Here is a 15,056-nt window from a genome sequence, read left to right on the forward strand (position 1 = left end):
ACCACGAATGAGGTACCCTGCATCAGAGAAACTGGAGATCATCCGCTTAGTCGAAGAGTCGCATCTTTCGGCCCGTTTGACACTGGCTAAACTGGACCTGTCGCGGATTTGTTCCGCTCCTTTGACTTGGTATCCTGAGCAAGTACGGGAAGTCACGTCTGATTGAAGGCGGCATGCCGACCGAAGCCACGATCGCCAGCGTCGTCGTGTCGAAGTATGCTGATCACTTGCCACTGTATCGCCAATCACAAATCTATGCCCGACAAGGCGTGGATATCGATCGTTCCACTTTGGCGTTCTGGGTCGGCAAGGCCGCCCATGAGCTTAAGCCTGTTCATAACGCCCTGCTGGCACACCTCAAACAATCCGCAAAACTGTTTATGGATGAGGCGCCAGCACCCGTCCTTGATCCTGGGCGGGGTAAGAAAAAGAAGGGCTATTTTTGGGCGCTCGCCCGCGATGATCGCGCATGGAACGGGCCGGAACCACCCGGGGTGGCCTTTACCTACGCGCCGGGTCGGTCGGGCAAACATACGGTTGAGATTTTACAGGGCTTTGAGGGCAACTGACCATAGATATTCTGGAAAGCGGCGCTCGAAGACGTTTCGTAAAAAAACCATTCAAATTCAATGAATTGGGATACCCTGGCATGACTTTCCCGGTTTCGTGGCAAACCGAAACCGGGGATTTGGCATAACTATGGCCGGTCCGACAGACAGAATGGTCTGGAACGACACATAAGGTGACACTTTTTGCTGCTGGACGCGCCTTGTTTTGTGGGGCTTTCTGATAGCGTCGACATCTAACTTGCCATTTACCGACACATAACCTGCAACTCATCTAACAAATGAGTGCTGCAACCCCCAACCCACGGCAACTCTCAATAGATCGCAACCAAATGATACGTCTTCGCGCCCGAAAATTCCTCTCGGCCTTGCCCAACACTGACTGCTCGAAGAACCCAAATCCTTTCAATCGATCAATGAGAAAACTCGGTTTCTTGATACAAGGCATACAAACCGAAATATGCTTTGTATGTCGCTAGGTTTCACTTGAAGCATCGTCAGCGGCACAGATCGTGTCCAATACCTTCAATACCTCTCTGAGTTCCCGTCTCACGATCTCAACGCGCTGCATTGCCAAAGTCTCATGACGCCCAGCTAGCTCCAAAACCACGTCCATCACACTATCCGAGTGCTTCATCAAACCAATCAAATGCTCACCACTTGGTCCGTATGAACCGGCTATCCAGTTCTTTGCGGTCCTTTCGCTTACTCCTGTCCACTTTATCGTTGCTTTCGCCGCCCGGCCCGCGCCTCCCAGTTCATAGGTTAGCGCAGACCTAACTGCCTCTCGATATTCTACAGCCGAAACCAGATCCTGACTGCCTCTATGAAAGATGTTGCCCTTTTTATGAAACATGTTTCCGTCTCCTTTCCGATAAGTTCGTGAAAGGAATCGCAGAACAGCTGCGCAAAATTACGAATTTGAATATGGAGGGCCACGTCATTGAGTTGGCCAAATAACAATTCAGACGGAGACAAACGCCGGAACGCAGCCCAGTACGTTCGTATGTCGACCGAGCACCAGCGATACTCAACCGAAAACCAGGCCGACGCCATCCAGCGATATGCCGAAGAACGCGGCTACAAGATAATCCAAACCTATTCGGATGCTGGCAAAAGCGGATTGAGCATTCAAGGTCGAGCCGGTCTTTCGCAACTCATCTACGACATCGAAGCAGGTGAGACCGATTTCAAAACAGTTCTCGTCTATGATGTCAGTCGCTGGGGCCGTTTTCAGGATGCGGATGAAAGCGCCTATTATGAGTATATCTGCAAGCGTGCCGGCATTTCAGTCGAGTATTGCGCCGAGCAATTCGAAAATGACGGAAGCCCCGTTTCCACCATTGTGAAAGGCGTCAAACGCGCGATGGCTGGCGAATACAGTCGCGAGCTGTCGCAAAAGGTCTTTGCAGGACAGCGCCGACTGATTGAGTTGGGCTATCGACAAGGCGGCGCACCTGGGTTCGGGTTGCGGCGCATGTTGATCGATGAAGCTGGTCATGCCAAGGGCATTCTGTCGCGAGGTGAGCACAAGAGTATTCAAACCGACCGGGTTACACTTGTTCCGGGTCCGGCTGATGAAGTCGCTATAGTAAACCAGATCTTCTTGAGGTTTGTGAATGATAGTTGGTCTGAAGCTGAGATCGCATCAGACCTGAACCGGCGCGGTATTCGAACCGATCTGGATCGGGACTGGTCGCCAGCGGTCGTGCGTCAAATTCTGACCAACGAAAAATACATCGGGAATAATCTCTGGAACCGCCACTCTTTCAAACTCAAGAAACGCCATGTCCAGAACGATCCGGAAAACTGGGTCCGCGCTGTTGGTGCCTTTGAAGCAATTGTTGACGCTAACCTGTTCAACGCTGCCGGAGCAATCATTGCAGCCCGCTCCCATGTGTTGTCCGACGATGAAATGCTTGATCGGCTAAAGGAGGTTTTGGAAGAAAACGGCTACCTCTCGGGCTTTGTCATCAATGAAGCGCCAAAACTTCCGTCAAGCGGTGCCTACCAGAACAGATTTGGTAGCCTGTTGCGCGCCTACAGCCTCGTCGGCTTCAAGCCTGACAGAGATTACCGATACATTGAGATCAACAGACGATTGCACAGCCTGCATTCCGACATCGTCAGGGACATCATCGCCGGGGTCGAAGCCGTTGGCGGCGACGTCGTTCGTGATCACAATGCAGATACTCTCATCATCAATGACGAGTTCACCGTTTCCATTGTCATCGCACGCTGCATGCAAACAGGCGCGGGCGCGTATCGCTGGAACATTCGCCTGAGCGCCGGCCAACTTCCGGACTTGTCCATCGTCGTCAGGATGGGACAGGCCAATACTGCACCCCTCGACTACTACTTGCTGCCCACCTTTGACATGACCAAATCAAAGTTACGCTTGGCTGAAAACAACGGTTTGTCCCTTGATGCATTCCGCTTCGAAAATCTGGCGCATTTCTTCGACATGGCCGTACGTGCGCCAATACTGGAGGTAGCCTGATGAATTACGCACCAGTTGAGCACACTGTTCTTGTTCCCGTCGATGCTATCACTGTGGTCAACCCAAGGCTCAGGAACAAAAAGGTGTTCGATGAGATCACTGCGAACATTGCGGAGCTTGGGTTGAAAAGACCTATTACGGTTGCTGCGCGTGAGACTGAAGACGGAGACAAACCGGTATACGAATTGGTCTGCGGCCAGGGCCGACTGGAGGCATTCAAGGTTCTTGGCCAATCTGAAATCCCGGCGATCGTCATCAATGCCAGCAGCGAAGACTGCCTTGTAATGAGCCTGGTAGAAAATCTGGCACGCAGGCAGCACCATTCGCTGGATTTGCTCCGAGATATTGGGCGCCTCAAGGAAAGGGGATACTCTGAAGCTGAAATCGCAGCCAAGACACAGCTGTCCAAAAAGTATGTCCATGGCGTACTAAAGCTTCTGGAATGTCATGAACATCGCCTCCTGCGAGCAGTGGAGAGCGGTAAGATCCCAGTCAGTGTCGCCGTTGACATTGCGGACGCGGATGACGTCGACCTGCAACGTGTTCTCCGGCAGGCTTATGAGAAAAAGCTCCTGCGCGGCGGAAGACTCCTGGCAGCCAAGCGCCTTGTTGAAGCGCGCCAGAAACACGGCAAGGGTCGCGCGACCACTGTCGAACGGCCACGCAAGAGCCTTTCTGTCGAGACGCTGCTCAAGACCTATGAAAACGATGTCGAGAAAAAGAAGGTGTTATTGAGAAAGGCAAGTGCAACGCGCAGCGAACTGCTGTTCCTGACCCAAGCGCTCAAGACGCTGATGGCTGACGAAAACTTCGTCACATTGCTTCGCGCCGAAGGGTTGGGCAGTCTGCCAAAGCAAGTTGCAGACCGCCTACCGCAGTCCGAAGAGGCGTCCGCATGTCGGTGACCCGGGAAGAACGGACAGTTGCAGCTGCTTTTGAACAGGAGCTGGTAACGCTTCCATTTGAGGAGATCGCGCCACTCTATGTGGTCACCCCGCAAAAGAAGGCCAGTATTAAATTCAAACAGATCGCAGCATCTGTTCTGGAAATTGGCCTTGTTGAACCTATTGTCGTGTCCCGCGATCCTTACGACACTGGTCAATATACATTGCTTGATGGGCATCTGCGCCTTCAGGTTTTGAAAGATCAGGGTCAGACGCATGCGCGATGTCTTGTCTCCACCGACGATGAAGCCTTCACTTACAACAAACGCATCAGTCGCCTTGCTACGATACAAGAACACAAGATGATCCTGAGAGCCCTCTCTCTTGGTGTACCGGAGGCCCGTCTGGCGAACGCACTTAACGTCAACATCAAGACCCTGAAGCAGAAACGCCAGCTGCTGGATGGTATTTGCGATGAGGCGGCAGAACTGTTGAAAGATAAACAAGTGGCTTTGAACGGGTTTCAGATTCTGAAGAAAATGAAGCCGATCAGGCAGATTGAAGCGGCGCAACTCATGGTCGCCATGAACAAGTTCACGATCAACTATGCCCGATCACTTCTGGCCGCGACACCCGAAAACCAGTTGGTGTCGGCCGCAACGCCGAAAAAGATCAAAGGTATTTCACGCGAGCAGCTGGAGCTTATGGAGCGCGAGTCTGCCAACCTGGAACGCGAGGTCCGCATTGTCGAAGATAGCTACGGAGCCGATCATCTCAATTTAGTCCTGACCCGTGGGTACATCGCGAAACTGATGCGCTGCGAGCGGATCACACGTTACTTGTCGCTACACCACGACGCGTTCTTACCCGCATTTGAAAAGATCACCGAGAAAGAGGCCTTCACTTCATGATTTTTCTCGGTTGATTGAAACGGTTTTAGGGGGACCCGGACCCATCAAGCGCGGGGACCGCAGGAGACGCCGCACTGTGGGGCGGATCGAGTGCGGAGATGGAAAGGACGGCGACCCCGTCGGGGCCCATCATGCCGGGCCAGACGCCCGGCGAAGCGGCATCAACCAGTCTACGCGCGCTACTTTGTATCGGCGCGCGCAGACAGCTGTTGGTTGAAGCGCTAAGTCGTAACGAACCGGGAACATCGCTGAACGGGTGTTATGTTAACCGCCCATAGGTTGAGTGTGTCGATCAAAATCCCAGCGAACTCGAGTACGGGTGCAGCTTCAGAAACGGATATTTGATATAGATAATGAAAGAAGAGAGAAACGCACTAGCGCTTTTCACGGCCACCTAGGCTTCCCTTGATCACATCGATCTCGCCCTGAAGATGCGATCCACTGTAGGCGATTGATGTTTCATGGCGGGCGTAACGTCCCTTTCGGTCTGCACTCAGCCAGTTGTATGAACCGATACAAAGTTGATTGGCATCCACGATGACGATCTTGCTATGGAGTTGGCGCACTTCGTGAATGCGGACACCAACTTCTGCCAGCACAGTCTTTGCGATGTCGAGCTGTGTTGTGCCATCATCATTCCGTGACTGATTAAGGAGCGGATCAACAAACACGTCGATCTCAGCCCCCCTATTTGTCGCTTTCTGGAACGCATCTAGCAGACCAGCGCGTTTCATTGTCGAAGCAATGACCCAAGGACTGACGATGGTGAATTCGCGCGCTGATGACGACAGCGCCTCGATCAGGAAGCTGTCATGCTCTGCCGCATCCCGTAATGTCATTAACGATTGATCCGAAACTTGAAGGTCCGGTCGTGGTCGAGCTGCAAACTCCAGCGCTGAGCCATTTGGAGAGAAGAGAACCTCGGCCAACACCGCGCGGGGTGTACCTTTGGCGGCCGAGGAGAAAACGTCCATATCCCCAAACACAAGGAAGCTGTCTTTTGCACGAGAGACGGTCACATTCAACATGCTTGGTGACATGTCGATGAATTGCCCGTCAGCGTGTTTCGAGTAAACGGGCGAGAATATGATGATCGGTCGCTCGGCACCTTGCAAAGAGTGCACGGTGCCGACCGTCATTTTCGGGCTAATACCCAGAGCAGCACATGCGCCTTTGATTTCTCGTACCTGGCGTCCAAACGGCGTGACAACACCAACGATGTCTTCCAGTTTCTTTTCATATTGTTGTTCAAGATCTTGGCGGTTCGCTGCCAGCCAGTCCGCAATCGTTGCAGCTTCGGTCGTGTTGGCGCGGCTGCCGCCATAACTCAATGCCATACCGTCGATATGTAGATAACCCATTGCCGGGACAACGCGCTCTTCAGTCGCGCTACCCCGCTTGGGCTGTAGCATCCCCTTGTAGCAAAGCGTGTTACAGAAGCTGATAATTTCGTCATAGCAGCGTCGATGCTCAAACAGGTATAGTCCACGTTCCAGGTCCGGATACGGCTCAAAAGAGCACGCCTGCTGCGCTAATCGCATCACATTGCCATCAGCACTGCGCATACCCGTGCCTGAGACTTCGGTAAGATCGGCTTCGGTATAGGCGTCTTTCAGAAATCCCAAGTTCTGCAGATTTCCAATATCAACTGAACTGGAAACAGATGATATCGGCTCAATCTGTTGGGTATCACCAATAACCAGAGCCTGCTTTGCCAATGCAAATGATGGCGCCGCCACTTCGGGCAGGACTTGCCCCGCTTCGTCGACAATCAGTAAGTCGATGAAGTCGTACAAATATCCGGTCTTCCAGTCGCCACCGGATTTGAGGCCATATGACATATTGCCTGGCAGGCTTGCAAGGGTAGAAACGGCGCAGGGTGTCAGCATCATGCGACGGTGCCAGCGTGGCTCGACTGTCTTTAACCCGGTCTTTCGGTGTGCTCCGGCAATCTCATCGAGGTTCTCCTCCATTTCGAGCAGCCAGCGTCCCTCCCAATAGTGGCAGGCAAGCCGAAAGAGGTGAAAGCGCGTGTGGCAATCTGCAAACCGATCAACGGTCAGTGCGTCTGAAGCTGGCATTGGTGGCGCACCCAGATTTTCGATTTTGCCGGCCCAATCATCCTGGGCTTGATCCAGTTCCTTCATCGCAGCCTTTGCCTCCTCATAGGCATGACGAGCGGCAACGGCCACGTCTTTAGCCGAGCGCAGAGCCTCTCGCAGCGAGGTGCCGATGCTTGCAACCGAACTTCTGCCGGAAAGGTCGAGCGTACAGCCAGCATCTTCAAGCGCAACACGTGCCTTCATTACTCTTTTTCGTGCAACAGGAGGAAGAAAGCTGAACAAAGAGAGCAAGAAGGGTTCATCAGCTTGGTATTTGATCCAGCAGGACTCCCAAGATTTGTGGCGTTTATGCGTTGCCTCGCTATCATGCGCGACATTTTCAAGCTGGGCCGAAGTGGTCACCGGGTCTTTACCCAGCAGGTCAGCGACTTTAGCCGCTGCTTTTTCAACCCATTTACGCGCCCTGTCCGCATTAGAAAGTTTGGAAACCTCGGCGGAAATCAGTTTGTGCAATTGAGAAACGATGCTTGCGACATCTGCATTTTCAAGATCAGGAAAGGCCGTTTTGCCAGAGGTCAGATACGCCTCTTTGGCACGTTCATAATAGACATGACTTTCAAGCTCACGAAAGAAGCGCTCTGTCTGATACTTCAAAGCAGCTTCCGCTTCTTTGGAACGCGCCGGCAAAAACAAACCGTAGCTCTTTATGTCAGGCAGCCACCGCCCCGCAAACGGTCCAACACCTTCAGCAAAGTCCTTCCCGAACGCATCGATGATATTTGTCACAGCCTGATTGTTACTCGACGCTGCGACGATGATCGGTGGCTTGCCTTCTTCAAGTGCCGCGCGGACCCAGGCATTAGCGATAGCGGACAAAAGCATCGTCGTCTTGCCCGTTCCCGGTGGACCGTTAACAGCAAGGACATCTCCATCTATGCCGGTTGAAAGATACGAGAGAACTTGACGTTGATGGTCCGCCAGAGGAAACGCATCGTTGGCATGGCCAAGGCGATTGGCGAAGTTCGCCTCGGTCTGTGTAGAAAGTTCTTTTTGCGCTGACGACGGAACCGCCAATTGTCCTAAGAGCGGTGTCTCTGGTTTATCTTCGATGAGACTATCATATAATTTGATGACCTGCGCGATGGTGGCAGCTGCATCTCCTGCTACCTCAATGAATCCGACACCTGCAGAGACGTAGTTGTCGTCGTTTGCTGGCCACCCTGGTGACACGGCATCAAGCATTTCGCGGCAGTGACTCAAATATTGTGACCAGATCGGAGAGTTTTCGTCCGGCGAGAATGGTGTAGCCGACAAGAACGTATCGAAATCCTCAATGCTGCCTAGCGAAAACTCATCATTCGGCAACGGCGTAAGTAGGTCCCGCGCAAGCACATTTCGTGATGGTCGAATATTTCCATCTCGATCAACTGACGCCTCGGTAACGACAGGAGCAACGAGTTCGGAAAAACCATTCGATAGCGTCGCACCATGGGACTTCATGCGGGCGGTGACCATCGGCCAAAGTCGGACCGACATCAGCTTGGTATCAGGTTTCTCTCCCTCAAAGACTTTTTTGACCTGATTCCTTGGCAAAATACCATTGCCCAGGGTGTCTTTGGACAGTTCAATAAAGTTCTTCCGATCACGCTGCTTGAAGCGACCCTGCCCCAATGCGCCATCAGCAAGAGACGCTCGCCAATATTTCAGGGTCTTTTGCAATTCTTGCTTCATAATGCTCAATCACTGTTTTCGCTAGAACCAGGTGATGGCTCTGCGCAATTTAATTCATCAATACAAACACATGCCAATGCGATCGGCAACGCGATGAGACGCGTATATTTTCAGTTGGAACATTTCCCAAGTTCGCCTCGGCGCGGCGGAAACATCGGCTGCAACATTTGGAAGGAACAGACAGTTCACAAATCTTCTTGCCCTTGAAGGTTTTCGGCGGCCTCCTCGACTAGATCAGCAATCACGTAAAGAGCCTTCGCTTGTTGATCATTATCGGGCAGTTTTGGAAACTCGATCCGCAACCGATCAAACTTATATTTGCAAATCGCGTGGGCACCGACAGCTCGCGCCATAACCTCAATCGCTTCAACCAAATCGTCGCTGTTAGTCATCGTTTTTCTCCAAGTGATGTCGCGGTCTTCTTTGAGACGGTTCTACGCGTAAATTAGAACGAACAAGGTGCTTCAATTAGTGCGCCGATCCTTTCTCAAGCTTTCTGGCTTTGGTGCCCCCAATAGGGCTAACACATCTGATCGCCTAAAAAATCGGCCGCGACAGTTCGAAGGAACTGGCAATTCAAGAATCTCTGTGTTCTTCAATCTATAACTAAGAACGCGTCCCGAAACTTGTTGCTCACGGGCAAGGTTCCTAAGACTAACGTATTCATGTGAGAACTGATCAACACTGGTTTTGGTGACATATGAACGGATCTTGCGCGACTTTGGGCAGCGAGCTCGAAACTCGTCAAAGCACCCCTCCCGAAGCAAGAATGCGACCGTCGCGCCACATACGCCGAATTGCTTCAGCAGATCATCTCGCGTCATTGCCTTAGCAACCGCATCATAGCGCGGAAGAGCTTCAAAAACCTCTGCTGGATCTACCCGAATGGCGTCAAAGCTCGGAACACCGTGCGCAAGTCCGACTTTCTTCAAGCGACCTGAAATAAGAAGCTTTACAACCTCAGCGACGCCGCACACCGACTGATTAGCCGCTTTATATATTGGCACCAAACCGGCCCTTTCCAATCCAATATCGTGACCATTCTGACACATCGCATCGCGGAGACTGCTAAGTTCGTGCCGACAATACATGTACTGTCCCCCGCAAGCTGGATTAATTGGTGAAATCACCTCAGCGTTTTGCAAACTCATCAAATGCCGCCATGGCAGCCCAAGGAATTTGAGTGCGTCTCTGGTGAGAACCGCAGATGACAGCCTTCTTAACATCGCTTCAGCGCGCTTAGCTTCAATTTGTGTAAATTTTCCCTCAATATCTCGAGCCATGAGACCGGCGGCGGTTAGCACACTCGCAACTTTTGTAGGATGTACCCCCGTTTGATCAGCTGCAGACTGAAGAGAGTGAAAGCGTCGTTCCGAACAAAGTTTGCCGAGCAGCATGTCACCTGGATTTATGACAAAATTCTCAAGGATGACTTCCCTCAACACACGGCGAACTGCAGGCATAGCTTGCCCCATTTTTCCTTCCATAAGGTTGAAGAAAACACCAAATACCCGTCTTGTGCCGGATCGACCGCGTTGTTTCACTAAATCTACCAGCGTGGCTCGCAGATTGTCGGGCCCTTTTAGCAATGCTGCGAACCCGACATCAGCTAAGCGTGCCAATTCCGATCGATCAAGATACTTTGCCGACCTGATATCTTCAATTGCGCACCCTAACCGTTCACTGGCTCGGGACAATGCATACGCATCACAGTCACTCAACCAAAAGGCCTCAGTGTTCCCCGAAAATGATCTGATCGAGTGTGCATCAACTGCAGTCGGCGCTGAAACCATCATACCCGCCAAAGCGTCTCTCGAAATTTGAGCTCTAGTTAACCGCGCGGCAAAGTCATATAGGAACCAGCCACTTTGGCTTTCGGGCAAGGCCGCCGAACCGAACGACGCGATCTTCACTTAATTGTAGAGCACTATGCCGACCGACGGGCGACGCGAGTTCTGCCAGCATCGCGCGACGGATCGTAATACAAGGAGCGAGCTTGCCCAAGAGCAATTGGGTTCACATTTTGACATACTCATCATACCTGTTGACAATATGACTTGCGGTCGAAATGGTAGCATTCAATCAGTCTTGCGCTCAGCTGGCTGAGACAAAGGGAGGACTACCAATGAAAACCAACCGTCGTATTTTTATGTCGGGGCTCGCGGGTGTCGTAACGCTCGCCAGTGCACAGATGGGCTTTGCACAAGGCAAAGGCCTTATCGCGATAATAACGCCAAGCCATGACAACCCGTTTTTCAAGGCGGAGGCCGTTGGCGCGGAAGAACGCGCGATCGAGCTGGGCTACGAAACGATTGTGCTTGTTCACGACGATGATCCAAACAAACAATCTGAGCTGTTTGATACAGCGATCGCACGTGGCGCAGTTGCAATTATTCTGGACAACGCTGGTGCAGACGCAACTGTCGCTGCCGTTCAGCGAGCCAAGGACGCGGGCATTCCGTCGTTCCTGATTGACCGCGAAATCAAAGAAACCGGCATTGCCGTTAGCCAGATCGTTTCGAACAACTACCAAGGTGCCCAGTTGGGTGCCGAAGAGTTCGTTCGGATCATGGAGGAAGAAGGCAACTACGTTGAACTGGTTGGTCGTGAAGCAGATACAAACGCCGGCATCCGGTCTTCTGGCTATCACGACATTATCGACCAATATCCTGATCTGGTTATGGTTGCGCAGCAATCTGCGAACTGGTCTCAGACAGAAGCCTTTGAAAAGATGGAATCCATCTTGCAGGCAAACCCTGACATCAAGGGCGTTATCTGTGGCAATGACACGATGGCAATGGGCGCTTGGGCTGCCTTGGAGGCCGCAGGACGTGCCGATGTGATTGTTGTGGGCTTTGACGGGTCCAACGACGTGCGCGACAGCATTCTTGCTGGTGGCATCAAGGCGACTGTTCTTCAACCAGCATATCGTCAGGCGCAGATCGCAGTTGAGCAGGCCGACATGTACATCAAAACCGGCTCAACAGGGCTCGAAGAAAAGCAGCTGATGGATTGTGTGCTGATCAACGCGGACAATGCGGCTGATCTCGAAACATTCGCCCTTAGCGGGTAAACCGCTACACTTCAAAATACACGAACCCGGCTTCATGGCCGGGTTCATTCCTGATGAACTGGGGGACCCATGCGTCACACTATTCTGTTTTCCGCCATTGCACTGAGCGCATTAACGGCAACTGCGGCCTGCAAAGTCGTAAAGAACGTTGACCCGAATGATGCAAGCGAAGCCGAAGCCGCGTTGACGGATGAAGAACGCATGGCAATCTATGCCCGCGAAATCTGGGACACCGATGTGATGCCGACAGTCACAGCGCATCTGGTCCCGCTTGATGAATTACGAAGCGCACTCGCGCAAGACGTTGACGACGCTGGCGACGCGCATGGTTTGCGCCCCGAAGGCGAAGCGAACCCGTGGAACTTTGCGATCTCTGGCACTGGCACGATTATCGAAGCCAAAACCGAAAACCGTGCGGCCAAGCTCCATCTTGATACCGACGGCGACAGCGAAATTGATGTGACCTTGCAGCTTGGTCCAATCGTTCGCGGCACCACGCTGCGCGATGCGATGCCATTCCTGCTTTTCAGTGATTTCCGCGACCAGATCGAATTTGCTAAGCTTGGCAATGGTCTGAACGCGATGGCCCATGAACGACTGACGATCCCAAAGGGTGATCTTGTCGGTCAAACCGTAACGTTTGAAGGAATGTTCACCTTCAAAGACATGGACAGTACGCTCGAAGTGGTCCCCACCGCCATGACCGTCGGGGAGTGACGATGAAACACCCTATCGGTCTTTCCATACGAAACGGCACCAAAATCTACCCTGGCACAGTTGCACTGAGTGCTGCGGATTTTGACCTGCACATGGGTGCGGTCAACGTCCTTGTCGGGGAAAACGGCGCTGGCAAATCAACGATGATGAAGGTCATCTCGGGCGTGGAACAGCTGACCAGTGGAAAAATTTTGATCGACGACAAACCAGTCACGTTCAAAACCACAGAAGAAGCGAGCCGCCACGGGATCGGGATTGTCTTTCAAGAACTGAACCTTTTCCCGAACCTGACTGTTGCTGAGAACATTTTCATCGCCCGTGAAAAAACCCGTGGCCGCGTGGACATCGACAAGGCCGCGCAACGGGAACAGACCCGCGCATTGATGGAACGTCTTGAGCAGGACATCGACCCTGACGATCTGGTCGGCGATTTGCGGGTCGGTCAGCAACAGATCGTTGAAATCGCAAAATCTTTGGCCCACGACGCCCGTATCCTTATCCTTGATGAGCCAACCTCGGCACTGTCCGCTGCTGAGGTGGAAATCCTGTTTCGCGTCATCGCAGATTTGAAGGCCAACGGCGTTGGCATCGTCTATATCTCGCACCGGCTAGAGGAGTTGATCCGCATCGGGGACTACATCACCGTTCTGCGTGACGGCGTCATTACAGGGGCGCGATCCATGAAAGGCGTCGATGTCGATTGGATCGTGCGCAATATGATCGGTGAAAGCGGCAAGGATTTTGCCAAAGAAATTGATCACCCGTTTGGCGATGAAGTGTTTCGCGCCGAACATGTCTCGCTTGGCAGCCCAGCAGGTGGGCTGTTGGTCGATGATGTTTCACTCTCCCTGAAACAGGGCGAGATTCTTGGGGTGTATGGGCTTATGGGGGCGGGACGATCCGAGTTCCTCGAATGCGTCATTGGCCGTCACCCGCACGCGCGGGGCAAGATGTACGTAAACGGTGTTCCCCTCAAGGAAAAGACTGTCGCAGGCCGTATTGGCCGTGGGCTCGCACTTATACCAGAAGATCGTAAGAATGATGGATTGGTTGAAATTCTATCAATCCGCGAGAACATGACGCTGTCGAGCCTCAAGAAATTCACCCGCGGTCTTTACATGAGCCTGACCCGCGAACGTCAAACAGTCGCGGAATTTGTTAAACGCATGACTGTCAAAATCGCCTCGGCGGAACACGCCGTCTCGTCACTTTCAGGTGGGAACCAACAAAAGGTCGTCATCTCAAAGGCGTTGATGACCGACCCCAAGGTCTTGCTGATGGATGAACCCTCGCGCGGGATCGACATTGGCGCCAAGGCCGAAGTCTTTCGCGTCATGCGCAAGCTCGCCGCCGATGGTCTGGGGATCATTTTCGTGACCTCGGACCTCGACGAAGTCATGTCCCTGTCCGACCGCATCTTGGTGATGTCCAACGGACGTGTCACCGGCGAATTCAACCGAAAAGAAGCAACGAACGGCGCATTGGTCGAGGCATCGGCCATTGGCCATGCCACCTCGAGCCGCAATAAGGAGCACGTCTAAATGGCCGATCAATCACTTTCTGCCCCATCGTCGCCATCAAGCCCCGATGTCCTTTTGATCTTGCTAAAGGCGCGAACATTCATCGCCCTGATCTTGGTGTTTGCTTTCTTTGCCTTCAACGCGCCGAACTTTCTGTCGACCGCGAATATGGTGATCATGTCCAAGCACGTGGCGCTGAATGCCTTTTTGGCGATCGGAATGACCTTCGTCATCGTGTCGGGCGGCATTGACCTGTCCGTCGGCTCAATTGTCGGACTGTGTGGCATGGTGGCGGGATATCTGGTGCTAAACGGTATCGATATCGGGCTAGGATGGTCCATTCAGTTCAACACGCTCGAGATTTGTTTGCTTGTCATTGCCGTGGGTGTGTTCATCGGTGCGATTAACGGGTTCCTGATAACCAAGCTAAATGTGGCCCCCTTTATCGCCACACTCGGGACGCTTTACGTTGCACGTGGGGCTGCGATGCTCAGCTCTGACGGGCGGACGTTTCCAAACCTGAACGGCAATCCAGAATACGGGTCAGATACGTTCCGTTGGATCGGTGCCGGTGAAATACTGGGCGTGCCTGTGTCTATTGTCATGCTGATCGCTGTCGGGCTTTTGGCGGCCTACATCGCTACGCGCACACCACTCGGCCGTCATATCTATGCGGTAGGTGGCAATGAACGCGCCGCTGGTCTGTCTGGCATCAAGGTCAACCGCACCAAGTATTTTGTCTATATCTTCTCTGGTTTTTGCGCTGCTTTGGTCGGGCTAATTATCTCGTCGCAATTAGTCGCTGCTCACCCTGCCACAGGCAACACATTTGAACTTAATGCGATTGCTGCGGCGGTCCTTGGGGGCACTTCAATGTCGGGTGGTCGTGGCCGTATTGGTGGCACAATCATCGGTGCATTCGTTATTGGCGTCCTGTCGGACGGGTTGGTCATGATGGGCGTGTCCTCATTCTGGCAGACCGTTATCAAAGGCCTCGTTATCATCGCAGCAGTGGTTATCGACCAAGCCCAACAAAAGGTGCAGGCCCGCGTTGCGCTGCAGGCACAATCGGCAATCGACAGCTAAGGGAG

At 52.8% G+C, this 15,056-nt stretch carries 11 protein-coding genes and 1 pseudogene; 8 read left to right on the forward strand and 4 right to left on the reverse strand.

Features of this window, described 5'->3' with window-relative positions:
* Positions 1-152 precede the first annotated feature (152 nt).
* A pseudogene (locus CLV80_RS15055) lies at positions 153-563 on the forward strand (IS66 family transposase); the annotation flags it as partial.
* Between the two features lie 478 nt (positions 564-1,041).
* Here the strand turns inward: CLV80_RS15055 and CLV80_RS15060 are convergent.
* The gene (locus tag CLV80_RS15060; protein WP_207766598.1) at positions 1,042-1,422 is read right to left on the reverse strand and encodes a hypothetical protein; all 381 of its coding nucleotides are present in this window, start codon (positions 1,420-1,422) and stop codon (positions 1,042-1,044) included.
* An 87-nt stretch (positions 1,423-1,509) separates the two neighbouring features.
* Here CLV80_RS15060 and CLV80_RS15065 point away from each other — a divergent pair, with 87 nt between their 5' ends.
* Genes CLV80_RS15065 through CLV80_RS15075 form a run of 3 tightly spaced genes read left to right on the forward strand, consistent with a single transcriptional unit; the run spans position 1,510 to position 4,861 of the window.
* Entirely contained in the window at positions 1,510-3,066 is a 1,557-nt protein-coding gene (locus tag CLV80_RS15065) for a recombinase family protein (protein ID WP_279338303.1), read from the forward strand.
* Positions 3,066-3,971, forward strand: coding sequence for a plasmid partitioning protein RepB C-terminal domain-containing protein (locus CLV80_RS15070; RefSeq protein WP_106358770.1), 906 nt, complete (start codon positions 3,066-3,068; stop codon positions 3,969-3,971). Before CLV80_RS15065 ends, CLV80_RS15070 begins: the two co-directional genes overlap by 1 nt.
* Complete coding sequence (locus tag CLV80_RS15075) at positions 3,962-4,861, forward strand: plasmid partitioning protein RepB C-terminal domain-containing protein (protein WP_106358771.1); 900 nt, start codon at positions 3,962-3,964, stop codon at positions 4,859-4,861. The genes CLV80_RS15070 and CLV80_RS15075 overlap by 10 nt, the downstream gene beginning before the upstream one ends.
* 374 nt (positions 4,862-5,235) lie before the next feature.
* Here CLV80_RS15075 and CLV80_RS15080 read toward each other — a convergent pair whose 3' ends face one another.
* The 3 genes from CLV80_RS15080 to CLV80_RS15090 form a co-directional block, all read right to left on the reverse strand.
* Positions 5,236-8,655 carry an AAA domain-containing protein gene (locus CLV80_RS15080; RefSeq protein ID WP_106358772.1) on the reverse strand — a complete coding sequence of 1,140 codons (3,420 nt, stop codon included), beginning with the start codon at positions 8,653-8,655 and terminating at the stop codon, positions 5,236-5,238.
* Between the two features lie 185 nt (positions 8,656-8,840).
* Positions 8,841-9,047 (reverse strand): hypothetical protein, encoded by a 207-nt coding sequence (locus CLV80_RS15085; RefSeq protein WP_106358773.1) that lies wholly within the window; start codon positions 9,045-9,047, stop codon positions 8,841-8,843.
* A gap of 72 nt (positions 9,048-9,119) precedes the next feature.
* Positions 9,120-10,277, reverse strand: a complete 1,158-nt coding sequence (locus CLV80_RS15090; RefSeq protein ID WP_133169784.1) for a hypothetical protein — start codon at positions 10,275-10,277, stop codon at positions 9,120-9,122.
* Between the two features lie 503 nt (positions 10,278-10,780).
* Between CLV80_RS15090 and CLV80_RS15095 the strand changes: the two genes are divergently transcribed.
* The 4 genes from CLV80_RS15095 to CLV80_RS15110 all read left to right on the forward strand — a co-directional run bounded on the left by CLV80_RS15095 (position 10,781) and on the right by CLV80_RS15110 (position 15,051).
* Positions 10,781-11,728, forward strand: a complete 948-nt coding sequence (locus tag CLV80_RS15095; protein ID WP_106358775.1) for a D-ribose ABC transporter substrate-binding protein — start codon at positions 10,781-10,783, stop codon at positions 11,726-11,728.
* Positions 11,729-11,797: 69 nt separating this feature from the next.
* Complete coding sequence (locus CLV80_RS15100; protein ID WP_106358776.1) at positions 11,798-12,445, forward strand: DUF2291 family protein; 648 nt, start codon at positions 11,798-11,800, stop codon at positions 12,443-12,445.
* Between the two features lie 2 nt (positions 12,446-12,447).
* On the forward strand, positions 12,448-13,986 hold the full coding sequence (locus tag CLV80_RS15105) for a sugar ABC transporter ATP-binding protein (RefSeq protein WP_106358777.1): 1,539 nt from the start codon (positions 12,448-12,450) through the stop codon (positions 13,984-13,986).
* Positions 13,987-15,051: an ABC transporter permease gene (locus CLV80_RS15110; protein ID WP_106358778.1), complete on the forward strand. Its 1,065-nt coding sequence runs from the start codon at positions 13,987-13,989 to the stop codon at positions 15,049-15,051.
* The last annotated feature ends 5 nt before the right edge of the window (positions 15,052-15,056 follow it).

This window comes from Yoonia maritima (assembly GCF_003003285.1).
GTDB lineage: Bacteria > Pseudomonadota > Alphaproteobacteria > Rhodobacterales > Rhodobacteraceae > Yoonia > Yoonia maritima.

Bases quoted from the DNA above. Each gene is read 5' to 3' on its own strand.
- CLV80_RS15060 (WP_207766598.1), bottom strand. From the start codon at position 1,422: ATGTTTCATAAAAAGGGCAACATCTTTCATAGAGGCAGTCAGGATCTG.
- CLV80_RS15070 (WP_106358770.1), top strand. From the start codon at position 3,066: ATGAATTACGCACCAGTTGAGCACACTGTTCTTGTTCCCGTCGATGCT.
- CLV80_RS15075 (WP_106358771.1), top strand. From the start codon at position 3,962: ATGTCGGTGACCCGGGAAGAACGGACAGTTGCAGCTGCTTTTGAACAG.
- CLV80_RS15080 (WP_106358772.1), bottom strand. From the start codon at position 8,655: ATGAAGCAAGAATTGCAAAAGACCCTGAAATATTGGCGAGCGTCTCTT.
- CLV80_RS15085 (WP_106358773.1), bottom strand. From the start codon at position 9,047: ATGACTAACAGCGACGATTTGGTTGAAGCGATTGAGGTTATGGCGCGA.
- CLV80_RS15095 (WP_106358775.1), top strand. From the start codon at position 10,781: ATGAAAACCAACCGTCGTATTTTTATGTCGGGGCTCGCGGGTGTCGTA.
- CLV80_RS15100 (WP_106358776.1), top strand. From the start codon at position 11,798: ATGCGTCACACTATTCTGTTTTCCGCCATTGCACTGAGCGCATTAACG.
- CLV80_RS15105 (WP_106358777.1), top strand. From the start codon at position 12,448: ATGAAACACCCTATCGGTCTTTCCATACGAAACGGCACCAAAATCTAC.
- CLV80_RS15110 (WP_106358778.1), top strand. From the start codon at position 13,987: ATGGCCGATCAATCACTTTCTGCCCCATCGTCGCCATCAAGCCCCGAT.